30 protein-coding genes and 1 tRNA gene are annotated in these 24212 nt (G+C 68.6%); 12 read left to right on the forward strand and 19 right to left on the reverse strand.

Features of this window, described 5'->3' with window-relative positions:
* Nucleotides 1-7 precede the first annotated feature (7 nt).
* Both ACWDUN_RS08440 and arcA read right to left on the reverse strand, forming a co-directional pair.
* Nucleotides 8-1309, reverse strand: a complete 1302-nt coding sequence (locus ACWDUN_RS08440; RefSeq protein ID WP_449927235.1) for a cryptochrome/photolyase family protein — start codon at nucleotides 1307-1309, stop codon at nucleotides 8-10.
* A gap of 40 nt (nucleotides 1310-1349) precedes the next feature.
* On the reverse strand, nucleotides 1350-2546 hold the full coding sequence (gene arcA / locus ACWDUN_RS08445; protein ID WP_449927787.1) for an arginine deiminase: 1197 nt from the start codon (nucleotides 2544-2546) through the stop codon (nucleotides 1350-1352).
* A 43-nt stretch (nucleotides 2547-2589) separates the two neighbouring features.
* Here arcA and soxR point away from each other — a divergent pair, with 43 nt between their 5' ends.
* Together soxR and ACWDUN_RS08455 are read left to right on the forward strand one after the other, a co-directional pair.
* Nucleotides 2590-3021 (forward strand): redox-sensitive transcriptional activator SoxR, encoded by a 432-nt coding sequence (soxR, locus tag ACWDUN_RS08450; RefSeq protein ID WP_449927238.1) that lies wholly within the window; start codon nucleotides 2590-2592, stop codon nucleotides 3019-3021.
* 30 nt (nucleotides 3022-3051) lie between these two features.
* Nucleotides 3052-3660 carry an alpha-ketoglutarate-dependent dioxygenase AlkB gene (locus ACWDUN_RS08455; RefSeq protein WP_449927241.1) on the forward strand — a complete coding sequence of 203 codons (609 nt, stop codon included), beginning with the start codon at nucleotides 3052-3054 and terminating at the stop codon, nucleotides 3658-3660.
* Here ACWDUN_RS08455 and ACWDUN_RS08460 read toward each other — a convergent pair whose 3' ends face one another.
* A complete protein-coding gene (locus ACWDUN_RS08460; protein ID WP_449927244.1) occupies nucleotides 3661-4314 on the reverse strand; it encodes a DUF5642 family protein in 654 nt (217 codons plus the stop codon).
* 10 nt (nucleotides 4315-4324) lie between these two features.
* The gene (locus ACWDUN_RS08465; protein ID WP_449927247.1) at nucleotides 4325-4981 is read right to left on the reverse strand and encodes a DUF5642 family protein; all 657 of its coding nucleotides are present in this window, start codon (nucleotides 4979-4981) and stop codon (nucleotides 4325-4327) included.
* Nucleotides 4982-5116: 135 nt separating this feature from the next.
* Between ACWDUN_RS08465 and ACWDUN_RS08470 the strand changes: the two genes are divergently transcribed.
* On the forward strand, nucleotides 5117-5824 hold the full coding sequence (locus ACWDUN_RS08470) for an LpqN/LpqT family lipoprotein (protein ID WP_449927250.1): 708 nt from the start codon (nucleotides 5117-5119) through the stop codon (nucleotides 5822-5824).
* Here ACWDUN_RS08470 and ACWDUN_RS08475 read toward each other — a convergent pair.
* Complete coding sequence (locus ACWDUN_RS08475) at nucleotides 5814-6632, reverse strand: shikimate 5-dehydrogenase (RefSeq protein WP_449927253.1); 819 nt, start codon at nucleotides 6630-6632, stop codon at nucleotides 5814-5816. The genes ACWDUN_RS08470 and ACWDUN_RS08475 overlap by 11 nt on opposite strands.
* A complete protein-coding gene (locus ACWDUN_RS08480) occupies nucleotides 6632-7630 on the reverse strand; it encodes a GNAT family N-acetyltransferase (protein ID WP_449927256.1) in 999 nt (332 codons plus the stop codon). Before ACWDUN_RS08480 ends, ACWDUN_RS08475 begins: the two co-directional genes overlap by 1 nt.
* A gap of 131 nt (nucleotides 7631-7761) precedes the next feature.
* On the opposite strand from ACWDUN_RS08480, the gene ACWDUN_RS08485 reads away from it, so the two are divergent.
* The 3 genes from ACWDUN_RS08485 (at nucleotide 7762) to ACWDUN_RS08495 (ending at nucleotide 9473) form a co-directional block, all read left to right on the forward strand.
* Complete coding sequence (locus tag ACWDUN_RS08485; RefSeq protein ID WP_449927259.1) at nucleotides 7762-8409, forward strand: TetR/AcrR family transcriptional regulator; 648 nt, start codon at nucleotides 7762-7764, stop codon at nucleotides 8407-8409.
* A 154-nt stretch (nucleotides 8410-8563) separates the two neighbouring features.
* The gene (locus ACWDUN_RS08490) at nucleotides 8564-9148 is read left to right on the forward strand and encodes a carboxymuconolactone decarboxylase family protein (RefSeq protein ID WP_449927263.1); all 585 of its coding nucleotides are present in this window, start codon (nucleotides 8564-8566) and stop codon (nucleotides 9146-9148) included.
* A gap of 121 nt (nucleotides 9149-9269) precedes the next feature.
* Nucleotides 9270-9473: a hypothetical protein gene (locus ACWDUN_RS08495; protein WP_449927267.1), complete on the forward strand. Its 204-nt coding sequence runs from the start codon at nucleotides 9270-9272 to the stop codon at nucleotides 9471-9473.
* Between the two features lie 133 nt (nucleotides 9474-9606).
* Here ACWDUN_RS08495 and ACWDUN_RS08500 read toward each other — a convergent pair whose 3' ends face one another.
* Both ACWDUN_RS08500 and ACWDUN_RS08505 read right to left on the reverse strand, forming a co-directional pair.
* Entirely contained in the window at nucleotides 9607-9984 is a 378-nt protein-coding gene (locus tag ACWDUN_RS08500) for a YidH family protein (protein ID WP_449927270.1), read from the reverse strand.
* Between the two features lie 4 nt (nucleotides 9985-9988).
* The gene (locus tag ACWDUN_RS08505; protein WP_449927273.1) at nucleotides 9989-10822 is read right to left on the reverse strand and encodes a helix-turn-helix transcriptional regulator; all 834 of its coding nucleotides are present in this window, start codon (nucleotides 10820-10822) and stop codon (nucleotides 9989-9991) included.
* 87 nt (nucleotides 10823-10909) lie between these two features.
* On the opposite strand from ACWDUN_RS08505, the gene ACWDUN_RS08510 reads away from it, so the two are divergent.
* Nucleotides 10910-11842 carry an SDR family oxidoreductase gene (locus ACWDUN_RS08510; protein ID WP_449927275.1) on the forward strand — a complete coding sequence of 311 codons (933 nt, stop codon included), beginning with the start codon at nucleotides 10910-10912 and terminating at the stop codon, nucleotides 11840-11842.
* A 98-nt stretch (nucleotides 11843-11940) separates the two neighbouring features.
* Nucleotides 11941-12405, forward strand: coding sequence for a DUF4383 domain-containing protein (locus ACWDUN_RS08515; RefSeq protein ID WP_449927277.1), 465 nt, complete (start codon nucleotides 11941-11943; stop codon nucleotides 12403-12405).
* 16 nt (nucleotides 12406-12421) lie between these two features.
* On the opposite strand, the gene ACWDUN_RS08520 is transcribed toward ACWDUN_RS08515, so the two are convergent.
* The 5 genes from ACWDUN_RS08520 to ACWDUN_RS08540 form a co-directional block, all read right to left on the reverse strand.
* Nucleotides 12422-12494, reverse strand: a tRNA-Ala gene (locus ACWDUN_RS08520).
* Between the two features lie 51 nt (nucleotides 12495-12545).
* Nucleotides 12546-13586, reverse strand: coding sequence for a divisome protein SepX/GlpR (gene sepX, locus ACWDUN_RS08525; protein WP_449927279.1), 1041 nt, complete (start codon nucleotides 13584-13586; stop codon nucleotides 12546-12548).
* 212 nt (nucleotides 13587-13798) lie between these two features.
* Nucleotides 13799-14452: a GNAT family N-acetyltransferase gene (locus tag ACWDUN_RS08530; RefSeq protein WP_449927282.1), complete on the reverse strand. Its 654-nt coding sequence runs from the start codon at nucleotides 14450-14452 to the stop codon at nucleotides 13799-13801.
* Between the two features lie 5 nt (nucleotides 14453-14457).
* Nucleotides 14458-15711, reverse strand: a complete 1254-nt coding sequence (gene glp, locus ACWDUN_RS08535) for a molybdotransferase-like divisome protein Glp (RefSeq protein ID WP_449927286.1) — start codon at nucleotides 15709-15711, stop codon at nucleotides 14458-14460.
* Between the two features lie 39 nt (nucleotides 15712-15750).
* The gene (locus ACWDUN_RS08540) at nucleotides 15751-16662 is read right to left on the reverse strand and encodes a UTP--glucose-1-phosphate uridylyltransferase (RefSeq protein ID WP_449927290.1); all 912 of its coding nucleotides are present in this window, start codon (nucleotides 16660-16662) and stop codon (nucleotides 15751-15753) included.
* Nucleotides 16663-16715: 53 nt separating this feature from the next.
* Here ACWDUN_RS08540 and ACWDUN_RS08545 point away from each other — a divergent pair, with 53 nt between their 5' ends.
* From ACWDUN_RS08545 to mscL, 4 genes are all read left to right on the forward strand, one after another.
* Nucleotides 16716-17312: a 5-formyltetrahydrofolate cyclo-ligase gene (locus ACWDUN_RS08545; RefSeq protein WP_449927293.1), complete on the forward strand. Its 597-nt coding sequence runs from the start codon at nucleotides 16716-16718 to the stop codon at nucleotides 17310-17312.
* A 72-nt stretch (nucleotides 17313-17384) separates the two neighbouring features.
* Nucleotides 17385-17735 carry an FmdB family zinc ribbon protein gene (locus ACWDUN_RS08550; RefSeq protein ID WP_449927296.1) on the forward strand — a complete coding sequence of 117 codons (351 nt, stop codon included), beginning with the start codon at nucleotides 17385-17387 and terminating at the stop codon, nucleotides 17733-17735.
* 69 nt (nucleotides 17736-17804) lie between these two features.
* Nucleotides 17805-18464 carry an SAF domain-containing protein gene (locus ACWDUN_RS08555; protein WP_449927299.1) on the forward strand — a complete coding sequence of 220 codons (660 nt, stop codon included), beginning with the start codon at nucleotides 17805-17807 and terminating at the stop codon, nucleotides 18462-18464.
* A gap of 64 nt (nucleotides 18465-18528) precedes the next feature.
* Complete coding sequence (gene mscL, locus ACWDUN_RS08560) at nucleotides 18529-18951, forward strand: large-conductance mechanosensitive channel protein MscL (RefSeq protein WP_449927302.1); 423 nt, start codon at nucleotides 18529-18531, stop codon at nucleotides 18949-18951.
* Nucleotides 18952-19019: 68 nt separating this feature from the next.
* On the opposite strand, the gene ACWDUN_RS08565 is transcribed toward mscL, so the two are convergent.
* The 6 genes from ACWDUN_RS08565 to ACWDUN_RS08590 all read right to left on the reverse strand — a co-directional run bounded on the left by ACWDUN_RS08565 (nucleotide 19020) and on the right by ACWDUN_RS08590 (nucleotide 24011).
* Nucleotides 19020-19373: a hypothetical protein gene (locus ACWDUN_RS08565; protein WP_449927305.1), complete on the reverse strand. Its 354-nt coding sequence runs from the start codon at nucleotides 19371-19373 to the stop codon at nucleotides 19020-19022.
* A gap of 153 nt (nucleotides 19374-19526) precedes the next feature.
* Complete coding sequence (locus ACWDUN_RS08570) at nucleotides 19527-19871, reverse strand: hypothetical protein (protein ID WP_449927308.1); 345 nt, start codon at nucleotides 19869-19871, stop codon at nucleotides 19527-19529.
* 460 nt (nucleotides 19872-20331) lie between these two features.
* Nucleotides 20332-20685, reverse strand: coding sequence for a hypothetical protein (locus ACWDUN_RS08575; protein ID WP_449927311.1), 354 nt, complete (start codon nucleotides 20683-20685; stop codon nucleotides 20332-20334).
* 99 nt (nucleotides 20686-20784) lie between these two features.
* Entirely contained in the window at nucleotides 20785-21438 is a 654-nt protein-coding gene (locus ACWDUN_RS08580) for an MspA family porin (protein WP_449927314.1), read from the reverse strand.
* Between the two features lie 663 nt (nucleotides 21439-22101).
* Nucleotides 22102-22599, reverse strand: a complete 498-nt coding sequence (locus ACWDUN_RS08585; RefSeq protein WP_449927789.1) for a MogA/MoaB family molybdenum cofactor biosynthesis protein — start codon at nucleotides 22597-22599, stop codon at nucleotides 22102-22104.
* 92 nt (nucleotides 22600-22691) lie between these two features.
* Nucleotides 22692-24011 (reverse strand): S1C family serine protease, encoded by a 1320-nt coding sequence (locus tag ACWDUN_RS08590; RefSeq protein WP_449927317.1) that lies wholly within the window; start codon nucleotides 24009-24011, stop codon nucleotides 22692-22694.
* Nucleotides 24012-24212 lie beyond the last annotated feature (201 nt).

Here is a 24212-nt window from a genome sequence, read left to right on the forward strand (position 1 = left end):
CCGGGAACTACCGGACGCCCTCGTAGCGGCGCAGCGCCTCGCGGCGCTCGGCGGCGTGATCGACCATCGGCTGCGGATACTCCGGCCCGCCGACCTCGGGCACCCAGCGCTGCACGTAGGCCCCGTCGGGATCGAACTTCTTGCCCTGGGTATCGGGGTTGAACACCCGGAAGTACGGCGCGGCATCGGTGCCGCAGCCGGCCGCCCACTGCCAACCGTGCTGATTGCTGGCCATGTCCCCGTCTACCAATTGCTCCAGAAACCAGCGCGCACCCCACTGCCACGGCAGGTGCAGATCCTTGACCAGAAACGACGCGGTGATCATCCGGACCCGGTTGTGCATGAACCCGGTCTCGGCGAGCTGGCGCATCCCGGCGTCGACGATCGGGAAACCGGTCTTGCCGGCCTTCCAGGCCTCGAAGCGCTTCTGGGCGTCGACGTCCTCGTCCACCGCGATGGCGTCGAAGGTCTTGTTCCAGTTCCACCACGAACTGCGCGGCCAGGCGTGCAGCACCGCGGCGTAGAAGTCGCGAAAGGCCAACTCGCGCAGATAGGCCTGCGGCCCTTCACCGGCGCCCAGGTCGGCGGCCATGGTGCGGGGGTGGATGGCGCCGAACTTCAGATGCGCCGACATCCGGCTGACCCCGTCGATATCGGGCCGGTTGCGGTCATCGGCGTAGTCGGCGATCTTGTCCTCGACGAACGCCTTCCAGGCCTTACGCGCCGCGGTCTCCCCGGCGGGCAGCTCCAAATCGAGGTCACCGGACGGGATCTCGACGCGCTTGGCGCCGTGGCCGACATCCTTCGGGTCGATCCAGGTCGCGCACTTGGGTCCGGTCTTGGCCGGGCCCCGCCAGCCGTGCTCACGCCAGGCCCGGAAAAACGGCGTGAAGACCTTGTACGGGCTGCCGTCGTCCTTGGTGATCCGTCCCGGCGACACCAGATACGGTGAGCCGCTGTCCTCCAGCGCGCTCTCACCGAGAGCCTCCCGCACCGCCTTGTCACGCCGGATGCCGAACGGTGAGAAGTCACCCGAGACGTGCACCGCCGACGCGTCGATCGCCTTGGCCAACGCCGGGATGCGCTGCTCGGGACGTCCCTCGGTCACCAGCAGGCGGCCGTCGAGTTGGTCGCGCAGATCACGCAGCGCGTCGTAGAGGTACTGCAGCCGCCGCGGTCCGGAACTGGCGTGCAGACGTGGATCCAGCACGTAGCAGGCGAGCACCTCGCCGTCGCCGGCCGCGGCGTCGAGCAGTGCGGGCAGGTCGCGCAACCGCAGGTCGCGCCGGAACCACAGCAGCGTAGGCATGCCCATCATGCTGCCCTATCCGCGGACGCGGCAAACCTTCCTACAGGGGGTCGCGGGCCGCCGGGCAGGACATGCAGCGCGGGCCGCCGCGGCCGGTGCCCAGTTCGGATGCCGCGATGGGCAGCACCTCGATACCGGAATCGGCCAACCGCGAGTTGGTCTCGGTGTTGCGCTCATAGGCCACCACCACCCCCGGCGCCAGGGCCAGGGTGTTGTTGCCGTCATCCCACTGCTCGCGTTCGGCGGTCACCGGATCCAGGCCGGTGTCGATGACGCGCAACCGGTCGATCCCCATCGCCTCGGCGGCCGCCCGGACGAACGGCTGCTCGTCGTCGATCTTGATGCCCCCGGACACCTTGTGAATGGTGAACGCCGACAACGAGTCCACGATGTTCGGGTACATGACGACGGCGTCGACGTCGACCATGGTGCACACGGTGTCCAGGTGCATCTGGGCGCGTTCCTGCGCGATCGGCACGGCCAGCACGGTATGGGCCAGATCGTCGTCGAACAGGCTGCGCGCCAACGCTTCCGCACCGGCCGGGGTGGTGCGCTCCCCCACCCCGACGGCGACCACGCCGGGCCCCAGCAGCAGCACGTCGCCGCCCTCGACCGGGGCGGACCGGGACTCGTAGGCCCGCCGCACACCCAGGAACCGCGGGTGGTGCGCGTAGATCAGATCGGTCAGCGACGTTTCGCGGACCCGCGCCGGCAGCGCCAGCGAGGTGATGGCCACCCGCGGTCCGATCCAGAACGACGAGTCCCTGGTGAACAGCAGATTCGGCAGCGGGTCGATGACGAAATCACCGCCGTGGTGCATGCGCCGCACCAGCGACAGTTCGGTGGAGGCAAACGGCAACTCGTCGAACGTCATACCGGCCATCAGCACGCGGGCCAGCGCGGCCGGCTCCAAGGTACGCAGGTGGGCCGAGAGTTCCTGGGCCAGCGGCACACCCAGCCGACGCGGGTCGACGGCCGCGGAGATGCCGTGCATGCGCGCCGCACCGGAGGCCAGCGCCTGGGCCAGCAGATCACCGAGCAGCAGCACCTCGACACCGCGGGAGGTCAGCAGCGCGGCGAAGGCGTCGTGCTCCTCCTGCGCCTTGCTGACCCAAGGCAGCCCGTCGAACAGCAGCGCGTCGTTGTTGCGCGGCGTCAGCCGCTGCAGTTCCGCTCCCGGCCGGTGCAGGATCACCGCCCGCAGTCTGCCGACCTCCGAATTGGAACCAAGCGGTATCGCTTCCACACCGGCAACGGTAACTCAACTATGGTTGAGGTGTATGGAGACGCACGAGCTCACACCGGGTGAGATGTCACTCCGCAGCGGAGTGGCCGTCTCGGCATTGCATTTCTACGAGCGCGAGGGCCTGATCCGGTCCCGGCGGACCTCGGGCAACCAGCGCCGCTATGCCCGCGACACGCTGCGCCGGGTGGCCTTCATCCGGATGTCGCAGCGCCTCGGCATCCCGCTGGCGCGTATTCGTGAGGCGCTGGCGACCCTGCCCGACGACCGCGTGCCCACGAGCAAGGACTGGGCCCGGTTGTCGGCCGGGTGGCGCCAGGACCTCGACGAACGGATCTTGCATCTGGAACGGCTGCGCGACAACCTGGCGGGCTGCATCGGCTGCGGCTGCCTGAGCCTGAAGTCCTGCCAGCTGGCCAATCCCGATGACGTGCTGGCCGATCATGGACCCGGCGCGGCCAATCTGTGAAATCGAACGCGTGTGCGATAGTCTCGAGGCGTGTCTCTGGCCGTTCAGGGGTCGCTCTTCGACCATTCGGAACGCCGCAACCTGGGTGCGGGCGCGTGGATCGACGTGCGCGCGGGCTGGCTCAACGGCTGGCTGGACGGGGAGAAGACGCTGTTCGACGAGCTGCTGGAGGCGGTGCCCTGGCGCGCCGAACGCAGACAGATGTACGAGCGGGTGCTCGACGTGCCGCGCCTGGTCAGCTTCCACGACCTGACCGCCGGCCCGGCCCCGCACCCGGCGATCGCACGACTGCGGGTGCGGCTCAACGACATCTACGCCGGTGAGCTCGGCGAACCGTTCACCAGTGCCGGACTGTGCCTGTACCGCGACGGCACCGACAGCGTGGCCTGGCACGGCGACACGGTCGGCCGCAGCAGCACCGAGGACACCATGGTCGCCATCGTGAGCTTGGGCGCGCGAAGGGTTTTCGCGATGCGCCCGCGCGGCGGCGGCCGCAGCCTGCGGCTTCCGCAGGCCCACGGCGATCTGCTGGTGATGGGCGGTTCGGCGCAGCGAACCTGGGAGCACGCGGTGCCCAAGACGGCCCGGCCGACGGGCCCACGGATCAGCATCCAGTTCCGGGTGCGCGACGTGCGCTAGCTAGCCGCGTACCGCGGCCACCGCGGCGGTGAGCAGTTCTCGGGCCTTGGCGGTGTCCACCGGCGCGACGGGGGTGTTGGGCACCACCAGTGGATTGGCGGTCACGATCACCAGGTAGGAATCGAAGCTGGCGACGTAGTTGAACAGTTCACCGCTGTGCGGTTTCCCGCCGACCGAGGTCTGCACCACGCGGTGGGTGCCCAGCGTGCGGACCCCGTCGATCTGCGGAGACTCGACGACCTCGACCAGGCCGCGCACAGCTGGGCCGGCGTAGGCAACCTTCTGACAGTTCGATCCCGGATCGTTGGGCGGGACGGGCTCGGACGTCTCGACGGCGATGGCGATGAAGCGGTTGCCCTTGCCCTCGGCGGTGGTGGCGGCCATGTTGCCTTGTGCGCCTTGCGGAATGGCCAGCCCGGCGGCGAACTTCGCGCAGTCGGCCGGCTCGATCGTGACGCCGGGCGGCACCGATTGCGGCGCCAGCAGTTTCGGGTCGATACCGGTCGGTCCGGTGGTGGTGACCTGGAACTCCGAGCCGAACGTCGACTTCACCTCGAAGACCTTGTCGATACCGGGCTGCGCCGATTCGGCCGAGGAGCACGCGGTGAGCGCGACCGCACAGGTGACGAGGGCTACCGCCCGGGACGTGAGCATCGCCGCCAATCTACCCGGCGACGGCCGAGACGGATTGCGCCAGCAGCCGTGCCGCGACATCGGATCCGAGTACCGGCAGCGCCGAACCGGGATCGGTGACCACGGTGACGAACACGACGTAACCCGAGTCCAGGTAGGCCACGGCGGTGTCGGCATGTGACCGCGTCTCGGTACCGCCCTCGACGACGGTGGTGGCCTCGGTGCGCATCGCCACCGTCGGCGTGTCGGCGATATCGGGACCGGCAACGGCGGCGACCGACGCGGTGGTCCGTCCGCCCGACAGCGTCCAGTGCGCACAGCCTTGGCCGTCGCTCGCCGCCCGCGCACCGGGGCCGGCCGCCACGGCATGGATGATGCCGCCCGGGCCGGAGGCCGACCAGCCCTGGCTCGGAGCGCCGGCGCCCGGGTCGGCCAGCGCCGCACACGGTGCGGGCTCGGCCGTCCAGCCGGGCTTCACACCCCAGAACGCCGCCGGCTCAGCACGATCGGCCAGTTCGGCGACCTCGTAGCCGGGCGGCAGGTCAGCGCGCACCCGGGCGATCGCGGCCGGGTTCACCACCCCGGACCGGGCTGCCGACGACGTGGCCGTCGGCGGCGACGTCGCCTCGGGGCCGCCGCATCCGGTGACGGCGAGCACGGCACCCAGGCAGATGGCGTAGCGACGCACCCCGCTGTGGTACCACATCGGCGAGCGAGCACGGCCGTTTGTCGAAACGCACACGCGGACAGCCCGTCGGTTTCCGGCCCGCCCCGGTAACGTCCTGACCCGAGACCGCCTCGCGCGCCGATGACAGGAGAACCGATGAACAAGCAGACCACCGCCCGCGGTGCCGCCGTCGCGGCTGCGGTGCTCAGCCTGGCGCTGGCCGGCTGCGGGTCCGACAGCTCGACCGGACCGGATACCGGCACCGAGGAGACGACCTCGCCGTCCGCGGCCGCCGCGCCCGAGACCGACACCGCCACGGCCGACCCCGCTCCGCCGGCCGGCGAGAACCTGACCATCGCCCAGTACATCCAGCAGAACGGCATCACCGAAGCCCAGGTCAAGCGCGGCGATCCGGGCAGCCCCACGATCAACCTGCCGACGCCGCCGGGATGGGTGGACGCCGGTCCGGCCACCCCGGAATGGGCGTGGGGCCAGATGGTCTTCGCCGATCCGGCGATGCCGCCGCCCCCGCCGACCATCACCGCCATCCTGTCCAAGCTGAGCGGGGACGTCGACGGCGCCAAGATCCTGGAGTACGCGCCGGGTGAGCTGAAGAACCTGCCCGAGTACAACGGCGGCAACGACGGTGATCCCGGCAAGCTCGGCGGGTTCGACGCCGTCACCGTCGGCGGCACCTACGTCAAGGACGGCAAGTCCCTGCTGGTGGCTCAGAAGACGACCGTGATCCCGGCCGACGACGGCTTGTTCGTGCTGCAGATCAACGCCGAGGGCACCGAAGAGCAGATGGGCCCGCTGATGGACGCCACCGCCGCCATCGACGAGGCGACCACCATCACGCCCTAGAGATCGCCGAGGCGGCAGCGATCTGCGCTGCGGTCGGCCGGACACCGGTATAACGCTCGAACTGTTCGGCCGCCTGCAGGGCGATCACCTCCGCACCGGTGATCACCGTGACGCCCGCCGCGCGGGCCGCCGCGATCACCGGCGTCTCCGACGGCATCGCCACCACGTCGAACACCGCGTGCGCGGCGGCGATGGCGTCATCGTCGAAGGACTGCGCGCTCCGCTCCGGGGCCCCCGCCATGCCGATCGGAGTCACGTTCACCAGAATCGGCGCGCGCAACGACCCGACCTCGGGCGCGTAGCCCCAACCGACCCGCTCGGCCAACGCCGGGCCGGTGGCACCGTTGCGGGCCACGATGGTGCCGGCGCCGAACCCGGCGCCGGCGAATGCCGCCGCCACCGCATTGGCCATGCCGCCGCTGCCGCGGACGAGCACCGCTTCGGCGGGATCGAGTCCGTGCCGGCCGATGAGCTGTTGCACCGCAAGGTAATCGGTGTTCGAGGCGGTCAGATGGCCGTGATCGTTGACGATCGTGTTGACCGATTCGATGGCCCGCGCCGACGGCTCGATATCGTCGACCAGGGCCATCACATCGGACTTGAACGGCATCGACACCGAACAGCCGCGGATGCCCAGCGCCCGCACGCCGCCGATCGCCGCGGCGATATCGGTGGTGGTGAACGCCTTGTAGATGAAGTCCAGGCCGAGTTCGTCGTACAGGTAGTTGTGGAATCTGGTGCCGATATTGCTGGGTCGCGCCGCCAGCGAGATGCAGAGCCGGGTGTCCTTACTGAGCGGCGGTCGCATCAGCTCACCGACCGCATCACGCGCCGGGCCAGATCCGCGATCTCGCCGTACATCTCCGGTTCCAGCGACAGCGCGTCGGGCGGCGGGACGTCGACCTCGGTGATCACCACGTTGAGATCATCGCGCACCCAGTGCGCCCCGGCGCGGTTCATGATGGCGCGCATCGCATAGTTGTCGGTCAGCACCCGCGCCGAGAACCGGGTGACACCACCGACGTGCGCGGCGACCGCCAGGGCGTCCATCAGGAAGGTCCCGATGCCGTGGCCCTGGTAGATATCCGCCACGATGAAGGCCACCTCCGCGGTGCTGACACCGTGGCCCTCCCGGACGAAGCGGGCGTCGGCGACGACGGGGCCGTCCACGCCGGCGGTCATCACCCACACGAAGTGGTCGACGTAGTCCACCTCGAACAGGTAGGCCATCAGCGCCGGCGTCGGCACCCGGGTGCTCTGGAAGCGGCGATACAGCGTCTCGGCGGAGAACTCGATCGGCCCGTCGATGGTGCGCACGTTGTCGCCGGGCAGCACCGGGCGCAGATGCAGCACCAGATGGTCGCGCAGCGCGACCTCGACCGGGGTCAGGTAGGCGGCCAGCCGCTGACGCGCGATGCGCACCAGACGGTCCATCACACCCGGTAGCTCCACCAGCGCGGCGAACGCGTCGACGCCGCCCACCCAGCCGGTCATCGGTGCCGTCGCCACGGCCGTCGCGGTGCGCGGTTTGTCACGCAGCAGGGCGATCTCGCCGAGGACCGCGCCCGGCCCGAGCGTGGCGGTGACGGGCGCGCCCGCGGCGGCGATATGGGTCACCTCGACGTGTCCGGTGCCGATCAGCAGGAACGTCAACGCCGTCTCGCCCTGCCGCATGAGGACCTGCCCGGGTGACGCGGACAGCGGCTGCAGCAGTGCCGCCAACGGAGCCAAACTGTGCGCGGGGCATCCGGCGAAGAACTCCAGCGCGGCCAGTTCGTCGGCGCGGACAGCGGTCACTCCGGACACCACACGAGGCTACGGCGCGTTTGTCGGGGTCGGCAAGAACGATCAAGATCGCATTTGCTATGGCAGCCGGAAAAACTCCAGTTCGGGGAAGTTTCTACGCATCGGTCATTAATCTGTGGCAAACTCCGCGTATGACACAAGCGCTGCGCCGCACTCGCGGGCGCCCACGAGCAGCTAACGGTGCGGAAACGCGCGAGCGGATCATCTTCGCGGCCCGGCAGGTTTTCAGCGAACTTGGCTACGATGCGTCGACGTTTCAGGAGATCGCCGAACGCGCCGATCTGACACGGCCGGCAATCAACCACTACTTCAGCAACAAGCGCGATCTGTACCGGCATGTGCTCGACGCCACCAACGCCGCGCTCATCGAGGCAGGCGTGGCGGCCGCCGCGGGCCAGACGACGCTGCTGGACAAACTCTCGGCGTTGATGAGCGGCATGCTGACCGCGCACCGCGAGATCGATTCGGCGGCGGCGTTCCTGGTGACCTCAATGCTGGAGTCCTATCGGCATCCCGAGCTCAAGAACGACGACTACGCCCCGCGCGAGGGCATCCGCAAGTTCCTCGACGACGCCGTCGGCGACGCGATCGCCAAGGGTCAGCTGGGCGACGAGACCGACGGCACGGCACTGGTCGAGATGTTGCTGGTGCTGATGTTCGGGATGGGCTTCTACGCCGGCTTCGTCGGCACCGACGACGAGGTTGCCGCGGTGATCGACAGGCTGCAGAGGCTGTTGTCGAACGACCTGTGGAAGCTGCAGGAGCCCGCCGCGAGCTGAATCATGCCGTGCCCCGGCATCACGTCGTAGCGAGTGCGACGCCTCGGAGAGTCACCCCGAGGCGTCGCATTCGTCATTTTCGGGATGGTCGTGCAAAGTTATGAGAACGCCATTACCGACATGATCGCCGGCGCGAGGAGAGGAACGACCCGACATGACCCGTGTGGACCCGCTGCATCCCAAGCAGTGGCCGGCCGAGATGCGTGCCGCGCTGGAGGCGATGAATCCGCCGGTGCGCCGCCATCCCCCGCTGCCGACCGAGGGTCGCCCGAAGGGTTTCAACGTGCTGGGCGCACTGGCGTACCACCCGGAACTCGCGCACGCGTTCTTCACCTTCAACGGTCATCTGCTCTCGGCGACCTCGCTGACGCCGCGCCAACGTGAACTGCTGATCCTGCGCACCGCGGTACTGCGGCAGTCCGAATACGAATGGGCCCAGCACGTCGTCATCGCCGGCGATGTCGGCATCTCCCGCGCCGAGGTGGCCCAGATCGCCTGGGGCCCGGATTCATCGCTGTGGTCGGCGGCCGACGCCGCACTGCTGCGCACCGCCGACGAACTCGTGGCCGACGGCGTCATCTCCGACGGCACCTGGGCCACCCTGAACGAGCACCTGAGCACCCGGCAGATCCTGGACGCGATCTTCACCGTCGGCGCCTACGAGACGCTGGGCTGGATGCTGCGGTCCTTCGGCATCGAACTCGATGCGGATGTGCGTGCGCACCTGGAAGATCGGTGAGGTTTCTGCCCGTGTGACCCAGCTCTCATGCCCAGGGCGGGGCCTTCTCCTACCACGGTCGCAATTCAAGATCGCCCCCGAGCACGATGCCCGCTGACCGCGCGCTTCGTAGCGTCGAGTCATGACTCAAGCACAACCCCTCCGGGGGTCCCCCGCAGTATCGATTCCGTTGCCGCGCATCATGACTCGGCGGTGGTGGGCACGGTTGAAGGCGGCGCTGCTCGCCGATCCGCAGCCCCGGCGCAGCAAGCCCAGCCACCGGGCCGTGCGGCGCGAGACCTTCGTCGAGGAGGCCGCCATGGCCCGCGAGATGTACCGGCTCTAGGTGCTGCGCTGTTCGGCCACCGTGACGTATTCGCGCAGCGGTCCGGTGAGCTCGCCGCATCACCGAGGAACGGATGCGCCCGCGCCTTCTGAATGTCGGTGCTGGGCCGAGCGATCCCGCGGGGACTGCGCGGCTACATCCGCAATGTCACCGCGAGCAACGCCAACCCACCGAGGGCGACGATCAGCCCGGCCACGACCGAGGCGATCGAATAGCGCGTCGGCCCGAACTCGGCCCGCAACGCCCGCAGCTCCTGATGGTGCTGGACCCAGGCCAGCAACAGCGCGACCACACCGATGACGATCATGACGGTCCCGACGACCTGCGGGCTGACGAACGGTTCGGCCAGCCGCTCGTTGTCGGCGAGACGCTCGAAGATCTGGTAGATCGTGAAGCCGAACGCGATCAGCGAGGTGGCGGTGCGGGTCCAGGCCATCAGCGTGCGTTCCAACGCCAGCCGGTTACGTTCGGCGGCGAGGCGGGTGTTCGCATCCTGAGGCCGGTCGGTCATGGGATCACCCTGGCACACCGACCACCGAGAGCAGTCGCAGTTTCTCGTAGCTCTCGCTGCCCGGTGCGGCGGTGAAGACCAGCAGTGTGTGCGGCTCCTCGGGGTCCAGCAGCAGCTGGCAGTGCAATTCGAGCGTCCCGACCTGCGGGTGACGGTAGCGCTTGACCTCCCGTGGCCGGATCCCGATCTCGTGTCGGCTCCACACCTCGCGGAACTCCGCGCTCTGCGCGGTCAGCAACTCGGCCAACTGCGCGGCCCTGGACTGCGGCCCGCGCAGCCCGATCAGCGCGCGCAGGCCGGAAACGTACATGCGCGAATAGAATTCGTGATCCTCGGGCAGGCAGATGGCGCGGGCCGCCGGATCGGTGAACCACCGGTAGCCGATACTGCGCGACGGCCCGGTATGACGGGTCAGATCACCCACCAGCGCGACGCTCAGCGGGGTCTGGCGCAGCGTCTCGCCCAGTTCGGTGACGATCTCGGCCGGTGTGTCGGTCAGTCGATCAAAGATCCGCAACATCCCGGGGCTGATGTGGTCGGTGCCCGAACCCCGTGCCGGCGGGTGGTGCCCGGCCAGCCGGAACAGGTGGTCACGCTCGTCGCGGGACAGGTGCAACCCCTGGGCGATCGCGGCGATCATCTGTTCCGAGGGCTGCGGGCCGCGCTCCTGCTCCAACCGCGAGTAGTAGTCGGTGGACATGTGGCACAGCGCGGCAACCTCTTCGCGCCGCAGCCCGCTGGTGCGGCGACGCGCTCCGCGCGGGAGTCCGACGTCCTCGGGTTGCAGGGCGCTACGGCGGCGGACCAGGAAGTCCGCCAGTGCCGCTCGATCGATCATGTGCCCATTCTCGCCGCGGGTGCGTCGGCTCATCCACGGATCGACAGTCCGTGGCTACGGCGCACCGGCCGGGGCAGTGTCGTGCCCATGCCAGGAAAACCCTACGAACTGACCATCCCCGATTTCACCGGCCGACGCGCGGTGGTGACCGGCGCCAGCGACGGTATCGGCCTGGGCATCGCGACCCGGCTGGCCGCAGCCGGCGCCGAGGTGATCATGCCGGTCCGTAACCCGGTCAAAGGTGAGGCGGCCGTCGCCACCATCCGGGCCGCGCACCCGCGGGCATCGCTGACGCTGGAAACGCTCGACCTGTCCTCGCTGGCATCGGTGGCCGCCCTCGGTGAGCGGCTGCGCCGTGACGGCTCCCCCATCCATCTGCTGGTGAACAACGCGGGCGTCATGACCCCGCCCGAGCGGCAGCGCACCGCCGACGGTTTCGAAGTGCAGTTCGGCACCAATCACCTCGGGCACTTCGCGCTGACCGCGCATCTGCTGCCGCTGCTGCGGGCCGGGCGCGCGCGGGTCACCTCCCAGACCAGCGTGGCGGCCCGCAGCGGCAGCATCAACTGGGCCGATCTGGGCTGGGAGCGGTCCTATGACGGGATGGCGGCCTATCGGCAGTCCAAGATCGCCTGCGGACTGTTCGGGCTGGAGTTGGCGCGCCGCAGCACCGCTGCGGGATGGGGTGTCACCAGCAATATCTCGCATCCGGGCGTCGCCCCGACCAGCCTGCTGGCGGCGCGCCCCGAGGTCGGGCGCGCGCAGGACACCATGGGCGTGCGGATGATCCGGTGGCTGTCGGCGCGCGGCCTGCTGGTGGGCACGGTCGACAGCGCGACCCTGCCGGCGCTGATGGCCGCGACGTCGACGGAACCGGGCGTGTTCTACGGCCCGCAGTGGCCGGGCAACGCCGGTGGGCCGCCCGGAGCCGCGAAGTTGTGGAAGCCATTGCGCGACAGTGCGAACGCCGCGCGGATGTGGGAGGAGTCGCTGCGATTGACCGGAGTGACGTTCGGCTGAGTTTGCCGAGCGGATGTGCGGGTACGCCGCAGTATCGTCGGGCATCTCAAGAAAGCGGGAAGCAGCGACTCAGCGACCCGCCCACGTGAGGACATCCCATGACCACTCCCCGTACGACCCCGTCGACCGCACCCGCCCGCACCCTCGTGCAGAAGGCCGCCATCGCCGTCGGCGTGGTGTTCCTGCTGGTGGGGATTCTCGGCTTCATCCCCGGGATCACCGCCCACTACGACCAGTTGACCTTCGCCGGCCACCATTCCGAGGCGGCCCTGTTGGGCATCTTCAACGTGTCGGTGCTGCACAACCTGGTACATCTGGCGTTCGGCATCGCGGGCATCGCGCTGGCGCGCACCTTCAACACCGCGCGTGGTTACCTGATCGGTGGCGGCGCGATCTACCTGGTGTTGTTCATCTACGGGCTGGTCATCGACCAGCACAGCGCCATGAACTTCGTCCCGGTCAACGATGCCGACAACTGGCTGCATCTGGGACTGGCGCTCGGCATGTTAGGGCTGGGCGCCATCCTGGGCCGCCGCCACGAGAACAGCCTCGGGCTGGTGTGAACCTGTTCAAACTCTGTGGAGCTAAGGGGAATCGAACCCCTGACCTTCTCGATGCGAACGAGACGCGCTACCAACTGCGCTATAGCCCCTTGACCGGATAGCAGGCTACCAGGAACACCCGCGGCAACCGAAACCGGTGGCTACTGGCCGGCCGCGCGCGGCAGGTCGTAGTGCCGGGAGAAGGACGCATACTCCAGGTGCTCGAAGATCGGATCCTCGTCGTCGATCTCCAGCACGGCCGCTCCGGGGCGGCGCAACCGCGACGGCACGACGTCGAACTCGCCGTCCTCGGTGTTCTCCACGCCCAGCCGGGACCGCATCATCCGCTGCGCGCGCCGGCGGCGCAGCTGCTCCTCGATGCGGGTCTGCCTGCGCAGGTATGCCAGGTAGAGCGCGGTGAACGCGCCGGCCGCGCCGGCGACCCACCACAGCGTCGAAGACAGCACCAGGGCCAGCACCACGGACACCAGCAGGGTCAGCGACATGCCCAGCAGCATCCGCTTGCGGAAGGTGTACTTGCGGGCGCTGACGGCCTGCGCGGTCTTGGACTCGTAGCGGTTGCGCCGCGCGCTGGCCATCGACTCGGCGAGTTCGGGTTCGTCGTCGGTGGCAAGGCCGTCCTCGGCCTCCAGGCCGGAGGTGTCCTCGACGTACTCGTAGTCGTCGTCGCCGAGGTCGTCATCTTCGGTTGCGGACTCAGCGACCGTCTCATCCGGCTCGGGCTCGGGCTCGGGTTCGGTGCCGTCGAAATCCAGTGTGAGTTCGTCGGTCTCGGGCTCCTCGGGCGTCTCGACCTTCAGCGAGCCGACCGGCAGCGCGCCGGAGTCCTCGTCGACGATGTCCACGTCCAGGTACGGCGACTCCGTCGGCTCCTCGGCGGCGGCGGCCAACACGACGGCACGCTTGCGGGACGGCTCACCGTCGAGCTCGGCCTCCAGGTCGGCGTCGAACTCGGCATCAGCGTCCGCGCTGGGCTTCCAGTCCGGATCGCTGTGATGCCCGGCGGCCGCGCGCGGGCGGCGCAGGCGGGCGTTGCGCCCGGAATTGAGCACCCGGGTGGCCAGCGCGACGTCGCTGGTGCGGCGCACATTGTCGCGCTTGCTCACCAGCATCGGCACCAGCACGAAAAGCCAGAGAACGACGAGGGAGATCCACAACAGAGATTGGGGGATGCTTGGCATGATGCCTGCTCCTTTCCCCTTCAGGCTAGGTCCGTGACCTGCGCATCCATCCGCGGCGCGCCGAGGTCAATTACACACCTGTAATTCACCGGATACAAGCACCATTAGCCACATAAGTCACACGAGTAACAATTTCCCTCACCGAGATCGACGAAATGGTGGATTCCACTCGCACTTTGGCGCCCGTTTGTTCGATTGGGCGAAAGAGATGGTCAGGTCCAACCGGCCCGGCCGGCCCGCACCAGCGCCGCGGCCACCGACCCCTCGACCTCTTCGATCGTGATGGCCACCAGCAGGTGATCCCGCCACGCGCCGTCGACATCCAGATACCGCTTGAGCAGGCCTTCCTCCCGGAACCCCGCCTTGGCGAGCACGGCCCTACTGGCCACGTTCTCGGGTCGCACGGTGGCCTCCACCCGGTGCAGCATCACCGGGCCGAACGCATGATCCAGGCCCAGGGCCAGCGCGGCGGTCGCCACCCCCGCTCCGGTCGACTGCTTGGCCACCCAGTACCCGATCCAGGCCGAGCGCAACGCGCCGTGGGTGATGTTGCCGATCGTGATCTGACCGGCGAACTGACCGTCGAGTTCGATGACGAAGGGCAGCATGCGGCCGCGGCGCGCCTCCCCACGCAACCCCGAGCACACCGCCGGCCATGATGAAAGCGCATGCCGCGCTTCCCAACTCACCTCGGAGCTGGGTTCCCACGGCTCCAGGTGGGCGCGCTCGGCCAACCGCAGCCTGCTCCACTGGGCACCGTCGCGCAGCCGGACCGGCCGCAGCGTCACCACCCCGGCGGGCACGCGCAGCGGCCCCACCGGCACCGGCCAGCCGGGGTGCGCCGGGCTCGTCCGCCAGCGGTTCACGCGGGTCAGCCGCGTTGCGCCAGGAAGGCGACATCGACGACTTCGCCGGTACGGATCTGCTCGGCTTCACTCGGCACGACCACCAGACAGTTCGCCTCGGCCAGCGTCGCCAGCAGATGCGAGGACGCCCCGGGCGCGCCGCCGAGCGCCTGCACCAGATACTCACCGCTGTCCTGATCACGCATCAGCTGACCGCGCAGATACCCCTTGCGACCGGCCACCGAGGTGATCGGCGCCAGCGTGCGGGCCTGGATGACCCGGCGCATCGGCTGCCGCTTGCCCAGCGACATCCGGATCAGCGGGCGCACCATCACCTCGAAGACCACCAGCGCGCTCACCGGGTTGGCCGGCAGCAGGAACACCGGCACACCGTCGCGGCCGAGCTGTCCGAAGCCCTGCACCGAACCGGGGTGCATGGCGATGCGCACCACCTCCATCTCGCCGAGTTCGGCCAGCACCGCACGCACCGCCTCGGCCGCCGCACCGCCGACCGCACCGGCGATGACCACCACCTCGGACCGGCTGATCTGTCCCTCGACCACCTCGCGCAGGCTGGCGGGGTCGGTGTCGACGATGCCGACCCGGTTCACCTCCGCACCCGCATCGCGTCCGGCGGCGGCAAGCGCATAGGAGTTCACGTCGTACACCTGGCCGTTGCCCGGGGTGCGGGACACGTCGACGAGTTCGCCGCCCACCGACAGCACCGACATCCGGGGCCGCGGATGCACCATCACCTTGTCCCGGCCCACCGCCGCCAACAGCCCGACCTGCGCGGCGCCGATGATGGTGCCGGCCCGGACCGCGACATCACCGGGCTGGACATCGTCACCGGTGCGCCGCACATAGGCACCCGAGCGGACCCCGCGCAGCACCCGCACCCGCGACTGCCCGCCATCGGTCCAGCGCAGCGGCAGCACCGCATCGGCCAGCGTCGGCATCGGCGCACCGGTCTGCACCCGGGCGGCCTGGCGCGGTTGCAACCGGCTGGGTGTGCGCGCCCCGGCCTCGATCTCACCGACCACCGGCAGGCTCACCTCACGGTTGAGCCCGTCGTCATCGGTGCCGCCCACCGACAGCACATCGACGCTGCGGACGGCATAACCATCGATGGCGGCCTGGTCGAACCCGGGCAGGGGTCGCTCGGTGACGACTTCCTCCGCGCACATCAGACCCTGGGATTCGGCGATCGCCACCCGCACGGGCCGCGGAGCCACCGCAGCGGCCGCTACTCGTGCCTGCTGCTCCTCAACCGAACGCACCGCATGCCTTTCTCCTCTTCGAAGACCCGCCGTGCGTCGTCAGTTCCCGGCCAGGCCCAATCGCTCGACCAACCAGCGCCGGAGTTCCGGTCCGTAGTCGTCGCGCTCTAGCGCAAAGTCAACCGCAGCCTTGAGGTAGCCGCCGGGATTTCCCAAGTCGTGTCGGGACCCGCGGTGCACTACGACGTGGACCGGATGCCCCTCCTCGATCAGCAGCGCGATGGCATCGGTGAGCTGGATCTCGCCGCCGACACCGCGGTCGACGCGACGCAGCGCGTCGAAGATGGCGCGGTCGAGCACGTAGCGGCCGGCCGCGGCGTAGGGCGACGGCGCATCCTCGGCCTTCGGCTTCTCGACCATGCCTTTGACCTTCAGCACGTTCGGGTTCGCGGCGTCGGGCACCACCTCGACATCGAAGACGCCGTAGGCGCTGATCTCGTCCTGGGGCACCTCGATGGCGCACAGCACCGTGCCGCCACGCTTGGCGCGCACCTTCGACATCGTCTCCAGCACGCCGGTCGGCAACACCAGATCATCGGGCAGCAGCACGGCGATGGCGTCCTCGTCATCGGCCAACTTGTGCTCGACGCAACCCACCGCGTGTCCGAGGCCCAGCGGCTCGGCCTGCACCACCGACTCGACCTTGATCAGCTCGGGCGCGCGGCGCACCTTCTCCAGCATCACGTGCTTGCCGCGGGCCTCCAAGGTGCCCTCCAGGATCAGGTCCTCGACGAAGTGCGCGACGACGCCGTCCTTGCCCTCGGAGGTGACGATGATCAGTCGCTCGCCGCCGGCCTCGGCCGCCTCGGCCGCCACCAGCTCGATGCCCGGGGTGTCCACCACCGGCAGCAGCTCCTTGGGGACCGTCTTGGTCGCCGGCAGAAATCGCGTCCCCAGACCGGCCGCCGGGACCACTGCCGTCCGCGGGATCGGTACCTGTGCCTGTGTCATCGTTGACACAGTAATGCCCATTGATGGTTCAGGCGAAGGGTGTCGGCGCAAACGTGTCAACTCCGACAAAAGCCACGCTCAGAACGGAGATTCTTGCGGCTCGCCGGGCTCTGCCCGGGTCCGTCCGGGCGGCCGAGACCCGGTCCCTGCAAACGCAAGTATCCGCCGTCGTCGAGGGCGCGGACACGGTGGCCGCCTATATCCCGGTGGGCTCCGAACCCGGTTGCCGACACGGCGGGACCGATGATTCGGTGCCGCTGCTGGACCGCCTCACCGGTACGCGGGTGTTGCTGCCGATCGCGCGCACCGGACTGCCCATGCAGTGGGCGGTCTACCGGCCGGGCGAACTGGTCGCCGCGCCGTTCGGGCTGCGCGAACCCGCGCCGCCGTGGTTGGCACCCGAGGCCATCGCCGAGGCGGACATCCTGCTGATACCCGCGCTGGCGGTCGCGCGCGACGGGACCCGACTCGGCCGCGGTGCCGGCTTCTATGACCGGGCGCTGGAACTGGTCGCCCCGAGGGCGCGACGGATCGCGGTGGTGCGCGACGACGAGGTGCTCGACGAGATCCCGGCCGAGGCGCACGATGTGCCGATGACGCATGCGCTGACCCCGGGCCGCGGCCTGATCCGGCTCGGCGATCGGGAATGACCGGGCCCACATAGCGGTTTTGGCACTTGAGCCGGTAGAGTGCCAATTAGTTTGACTGTCTCGGAGGTTGTCGTGCCTACCTATTCCTACGCGTGTACCGAATGTGACAATCGGTTCGACGTGGTCCAGGCGTTCAGCGACGATTCGCTGACCGCGTGCCCCAAGTGCAACGGACGGCTGCGCAAGCTGTTCGGCAAGGTGGGCGTGGTGTTCAAGGGCAGTGGGTTCTATCGCAACGACAGCCGCGACTCGTCCAAGTCGTCGAGCTCGTCGTCGAGCACCAAGAACGACAGCTCCTCTTCGACCGGCTCTTCGGACTCCGGTTCCTCGAGCTCGTCGAGCACCAGCTCCTCGACGCCCTCGTCATCGTCGTCCTCGTCATCGTCCTCGACCAGTTCGACGGCGGCCGCAGCCTCCAGCTGACCGGGCAGTTATCCACAGGCGCCGGCTGACCGGCTGCCGCTTCGGCCCCGGCGGGCTTAGCGTGACTGCGTGGGGGAATCACTGAACCCGAGCGCGTTGTCGCGACTGCGCGCGGCGCTGCGTCCCGACTGGACCCGCACCGTCGCCGCCCGTCGCGCCGCGGCCGGTCTGCTGGTGCTGCTCGCCGCGATCGCCGCGCTGCGCCCCGATCCCGCCGGCGAGCGCACCGATGTTCTGGTCACCAGCCGCGACCTGTCCCCCGGCACACCGCTGACGGCGGCCGATGTCACCGTCGAATCCCGTTTGGCGACAACCGTTCCCGACGGTGCGCAGACGGAGATAACCGCCGTGCTGGGCACCAACCTGACTGCGCCGGCACGCCGCGGCGAGGTGATCACCGATGTCCGGCTGCTCGGTAGCAGGTTGACGGCCGCCACCGCCGGCCCGGACGCCCGGATCGTGCCCGTGCACCTGGCCGATGACGCGCTCGTCGACCTGATCCGCCCGGGCGATGTGGTCGACGTGCTGGCCGCCGGCGGCGACGGGACCGGACCGGACGCCGCACCCGAGGTGATCGCCACCCGCGCCGTCGTCGCCATGGTGTCCGAGCAGGCCGCCGGGCCGACCGGAGCATCCCGGCGGGTCGTGCTGGTGGTGCTGCCGCGCCAGGCCGCCAATGCCGTCGCCGGCGCCGCACTGACCGGTGACATCACGGTCACATTTCACTGACCGTCACCGCACAGGTGCTCGGTTAGTGTTTGGCCATCACACCGCTTACTGGAAGGGTCCCAGCATGCTGAAGGGTTTCAAGGAGTTCCTGCTCCGCGGCAACATCATCGATCTGTCCACCGCAGTCGTCATCGGTACCGCGTTCACCGCACTGGTCACAGCGTTCACCGACAGCATCATCCAGCCACTCATCGACCGGATCGGCGCGGGCGAGGAATCCGACTACGGCGTCCTGCGCATCCCGATCGGCGGCGAGCAGACCATCGACCTGAACGTCCTGCTCTCGGCGACGATCAACTTCGTCCTCATCGCCGCCGTCGTGTACTTCATCATCGTGTTGCCGTTCAGCAAGTTCCGCAAGGAGAAGGAAGAGACCGTCGAGGCCGAGGTCGTCCTGCTGACCGAGATCCGCGATCTGCTGGCGCAACGGCCGGGGCCGACCGCCGAGCAGCGGCTCGATCCGGACGCGCCCAAACCCACCGTCTGACACAGACGAGAAACGCCCGGCCATCACCATGGCCGGGCGTTTGTCGTCTGCGGATCAGAAGGTGCCGATCACCAGTCGCCGATCGGCGGGCTGAAGATGAAGGCACCGTTGGACGCCAGGTTGAAGGGCGCGGACTTGGTGCCCGGCACCGCCTTGATGGTGTCGACGTGCACACCCTCACCCTGCGCATGCACGATGCCGGCATCGGCGTTGCGGGTGTCCAGGAATCCGCGGGCCTCGCCGTAGTCGGCCACGCGCAGCGCATTGTCGTCGATCAGGATGGCCTGGCGGCTGGTCACATACGGTGCGGGCGCCGATTCCTCGACCTCGGCGGCGGCCGTCGCACTGCCCAGACCGGCCAGCAGCGTCGCTCCCGCAAACGTTCCGAACCCGAGCATCGCGAGCTTCTTCGACGAGGCCATGAGCACCACTTTCTCAATCGTTGTCCAGCGTTCACATCTGGTTCACCAATAGTAGCGTGCGTAACAGCATCGCGTTCGCCGTTCCCACGCAGCAAAGCGCCCGGCCGGAAACTCGGCCGGGCGCTTGCGTGGAGCTGTGCTGCTAGGCAGCGATCACCAGTCGCCGATCGGCGGATCGAAGGTGAAGGCGCCGTTGGACTCCAGGTTGAACGGTGCGGCCGTGGTGCCCGGCACCGCCTTGATGGTGTCCACGTGCACACCCTCACCCTGGGCGTGCACGATGCCGGCATCGGCATTGCGGGTGTCCAGGAATCCGCGGGCCTCGCCGTAATCGGCGACCCGCAGTGCGTTGTCGTCGATCAGGATGGCCTGTCGGCTCGTGACGTACGGCGCAGGCGCCGACTCCTCCACCTCGGCACCGGCGGTGCCGGTGCCCAGACCGGCGAACGCGGCGGCCATGGCGGCGGCACCGAAGCCGAGAACGGTCGGCTTCTTCAAGTTCCGAGTGCGCCCAGTTGCATGCTTGGACATTCGGCACTTCCTTCCTCTGGTTTCGAGTCTGAATGAGATGAGCCCTTGGGACCCAAGGGATATCGGACCCAATGCGGGTCTGATCCTTCCACGCGGCCGGACTGTCTGCAGCCCGAGTTGCCCGGTGCCCCCAACCGGCGGCCCGATGGTCATCCCCGCGGGGCCACCCGTTCAAAAGGCGTTCACGACCCCGAAAAGGCCAGTTCATGTTCCGGGGCTCGCCGTAGGTGGTGACGCTGTCACGCTCGGCCGCTTTCTCCGGCGTTCACGAGCCGGCCAATGGAGAATCCACGCGGCGCATCCTGCAGCCTTTGCTGCACGTGGTGCACCGTCCGCCTTCACGACAACATCGTGCGCACAGCAGAACGCCCGGCCGGAAAAAATCCGGCCGGGCGTCTGTAGTAACTGCTGTGCTGCTAGCTGGTCGTCACCAGTCACCGATGGGCGGGCTGAAGACGAACGCGCCGTTGGACTCCAGGTTGAACGGTGCGGCCGTGGTGCCCGGCACCGCCTTGATGGTGTCCACGTGCACACCCTCACCCTGGGCGTGCACGATGCCGGCATCGGCATTGCGGGTGTCCAGGAATCCGCGGGCCTCGCCGTAATCGGCAACCCGCAGTGCGTTGTCGTCGATCAGGATGGCCTGTCGGCTGGTCACGTACGGCGCCGGCGCCGACTCCTCGACCTCGGCGTTCGCCGTGGCGGCACCCAGACCCGCCAGCAGTGTGGCACCCGCGAACGAGCCGATGCCCACAACCGCAATCTTTTTCATTAGAGCCATGAAAACCAATCCTTCCTGTTCGTCGACTCCCCGTTGTCACCATGTGGCCCGCCTGTCGGAGCGCGGACCACATGGTGACGTCGGATCAGGAGCGATCGATCAGTTCATGTTCCAGGGCTCGCCGTAGGTGGTGACGCTGTCACCCTCGGCCGCGATGAGGCGGGCGTAGGGACGCAGCAGCACACCGCCGGCAGCACCGGTCACGGTGCCGTGAGCGTTGGACACGGCGACAGCACCCTCGGCGCCGGCGACCTCAGCGGAGAAGGTCGCGACCTCCTGGATGCCCGGGCCGTTGCCCAGGTCGGCGCTGATCGAGGCACCGGGGAACAGCGGCGGGGTCACGATGGCCGGGATGACGTCGAAGTCGATGCCACCGGGGCCGACGTAGCCGTAGTCCTGACCGTCGAAGGCGATGTTCGGGGTGGTGTAGCTGAAGTTGATACCGACGCCCAGCGACCACGGGAAGCCGACCTGGTAACCCAGCTCCAGGGTGCCCTCGAAATCCTCGGCGTCCGGGCCGGCGACGATGTACTTCGCCTTGCCGGAGTGGAACCACTCGCGGGTCAGGCGGTTGCGATCCAGCGGGAACACACCGTTGAGGAAGGTGTCCCACTGCTGGATGGTCAGGGTGCGGTCCTTGCCGTCAACGAGGCTGAGCTCGTTGTCCAGACCTGCGTTCGAGGTGCCAGTGCTGACGAACATCGCCGCGATCGCCGCGATCATCGCGAGCAGCACCCGAGTGATTGCCTTCATGTTCTCCCTAAGCTGTGCCGACGGTTGTTGTCCACCGTGTTGTTGATGTGTCACCCCGGCCCTGACCGAGACTTCACACCCCGCAAGAGCAACATGTGAGCCGAATTAGAGACTCCACATTTAGTTCTTACGGTTTGCTCATCGTTGACAGGAGCAACATAACGGTGCGGCATCCACCCGGCAACGCGAGCGGGGCGCAGGCCGGTCGCCGTCGAACCCGCGGCGGTTGTTTGCTGGAAGCGCAGCACCCGGCGGCCGGCGTCCGCTGCAGTGGCGAAGGAAGATAACGCGGCCACTGTTGCCGCGCATGTCGGGACATATACCAAGAACGGCTGGAATCAGGACGATTCCAGCCGTTCCGAGTGAAAACACTGATCAGCCGTGGTGCGGCGGCACATTGTCGCGGAGCCAGCGATCTCGGTCACCATTCTCGTCGCGATGGTCGCTGTCGCGTTCGTCGCGCGTGGTACTCGGAAGTTCCTCTCCGAAGACCGCGTTAACTGCATCTCGCGACGGCCGCCCGGGCTCGGTCACAGTGGAGACCTGCCTGTGACCAAGATCACATTTCCGGCGGGAATCTCGTTCACCTGGATGTAACCTCCGCGACTCGCAAAGCGTGCGCGGACCTGCATGGATTCCGCTTTCCGACCATTCACCGGACGGTCAGATGTCCAGTCGGGAGAGCTGCCCGATGATCTGCACCGCGAGCGGACCGAGCGTCGCCATACCGTCCCGGACGGCGGCGCGGGAGCCGGCGATGTTGACCACCAGGGTGCTGCCGGAGATGCCGGCCAGCCCGCGTGACAGCCCGGCGTCGACGATGCCCGCCGACAGACCGGAGGCACGCAGCGCCTCAGAGATCCCCAGCAGTTCGCGGTCGAGCAGCTCGACGGTGGCCTCGGGGGTCACATCACGCGGGCTCACCCCAGTGCCCCCGACCGAGATCACCAGATCCACGCCACCGATGACGGCGGTGTTCAAGGCGTTGCGGATCTCGACCTCATCGGCCGCGACGACGACCACACCGTCCACCAGGAAGCCACTCTCGCCGAGTAGCTCGGTGACCAGCGGACCGCTGTGGTCCTCTTCATCCCCGTGTGCTGTCCGATCGTCGACGATGACGACGAGCGCGCGGCCGACCACTTCACCTGGTTGTTCCATGCCTGCCACCGTATATCCGGCAGAGGACAGCGATGCAGACAAGGTCGCGGCAAGTTCGGTCACGGTCTCGGGGGCCAGGTCCAGCTCGCGGGTCACTGCTCGGCCTTGCCCAGGGTCACGTCCAGCGTCTGGGATCCGCCGGGACCGTCGAAGGTCAGCGTCACCTTGGTCCCGGGTGCCTTGGAACGGACCGCGGCCACCAGGGCATCGGCGCTGTTGATGACGCGGTCGTCGACCTTGGTGACCACGACACCGCTGGGCAGTCCGGCCGAGGCGGCCGCGCCGCCCTGGGTGACCTCGACGATGCGCGCACCGTCGACCGAGGCGTCATTACCCACCTGCACACCCAGCGAGGCGTGCGAGGCGGTGCCGCTGCGCACCAGTTCGTCGGCGATCCGTTTGGCCTGATCCACCGGGATGGCGAAGCCCAGGCCGATCGATCCGCTCTGCGACGCGCCGGACTCCCCGCCCAGGGTGGCGATGGCCGAGTTCACCCCGACCAACTCGCCGTTCATGTTGACCAGCGCGCCACCGGAGTTGCCCGGGTTGATGGCGGCATCGGTCTGGATCGCGTCGAGCACGGTGTTCTGATTACGGCTGTCACCGCCGGCGGCCACCGGCCGGTTCAGCGCGCTGACGATGCCGACCGTCACCGTGCCCTCCAGGCCCAGCGGCGATCCGATGGCCACGACATCCTGGCCGACGCGCAGGTCGGCCGAGGAGCCCAGCGCGATCGGCGTCAGATCCGAGACACCCTCGGCGCGCACGACGGCGATATCACTGCTGGGGTCGGTGCCCACGACGCTGAACGGCACGCTGCGGCCATCGGCGAAGGTCACCTTGGTCTGCACCCGGCCGCCGGGCGCGTCGCCGGTGGCGACGACGTGATTGTTGGTGAGGATCAGACCGTCACTGGACAGGATGATGCCCGAGCCTTCCTCGGATGCCCGGCCCAGATTGGTCTCCAGCTTGACGACGCTGGGCACCACCTTGGCGGCCACCTGCTCGACCGTGCCGGCCGGGACGCTCGCCGCCGGCATACCCGGGGTCGCCCCGCCGCTGTTGGAGAAACTCGCCACCGGCTGATCCGGGGTGGCCAGCACGGCGACGCCGCCGCCGATACCTGCCGACACCACCGCGATCGCGGCCGCACCGACGACCAAAGCTCCGGCGCGCGAACGCTTCTGGGGCTGCCCCGACGGCGCCTGGGACGGCCGGTAGGGGTCGTACTGCGGGCGGGGCCCGTGCCCCTGCGGCTGGGTGTGCTGCGGCTGCCGGGCGTATCGCCAGTCGTAGCCTTGCGAATAACCCCCGGCGTAACCCGCCGACCGAGCGTCATAGCCGGTCTCGTACCCGCCCGAGCCGGAACCCGGTGGGGTCGGAGGTGGGGTGTACCTCGGGTGATTCGTCATATATCTCGGCGCTCTCTCTTCCACGGTTCTGTCTTCTGTACAACGCTCAGGACGACTTCACAGTGCCGAGTTGGGCTGAGAATCCACTTAGAGAAAAGCCCGGTGGTCCCCCATGAATTCCCGAAGAATTCCCCACGGTCTTGGTGCCGTACGCAGTGCTCTGCGCACACGATCCCACAATTGTCGGCGCGGATCGTGCGC

The sequence above is a fragment of the Mycobacterium sp. NPDC003323 genome (assembly GCF_053589535.1).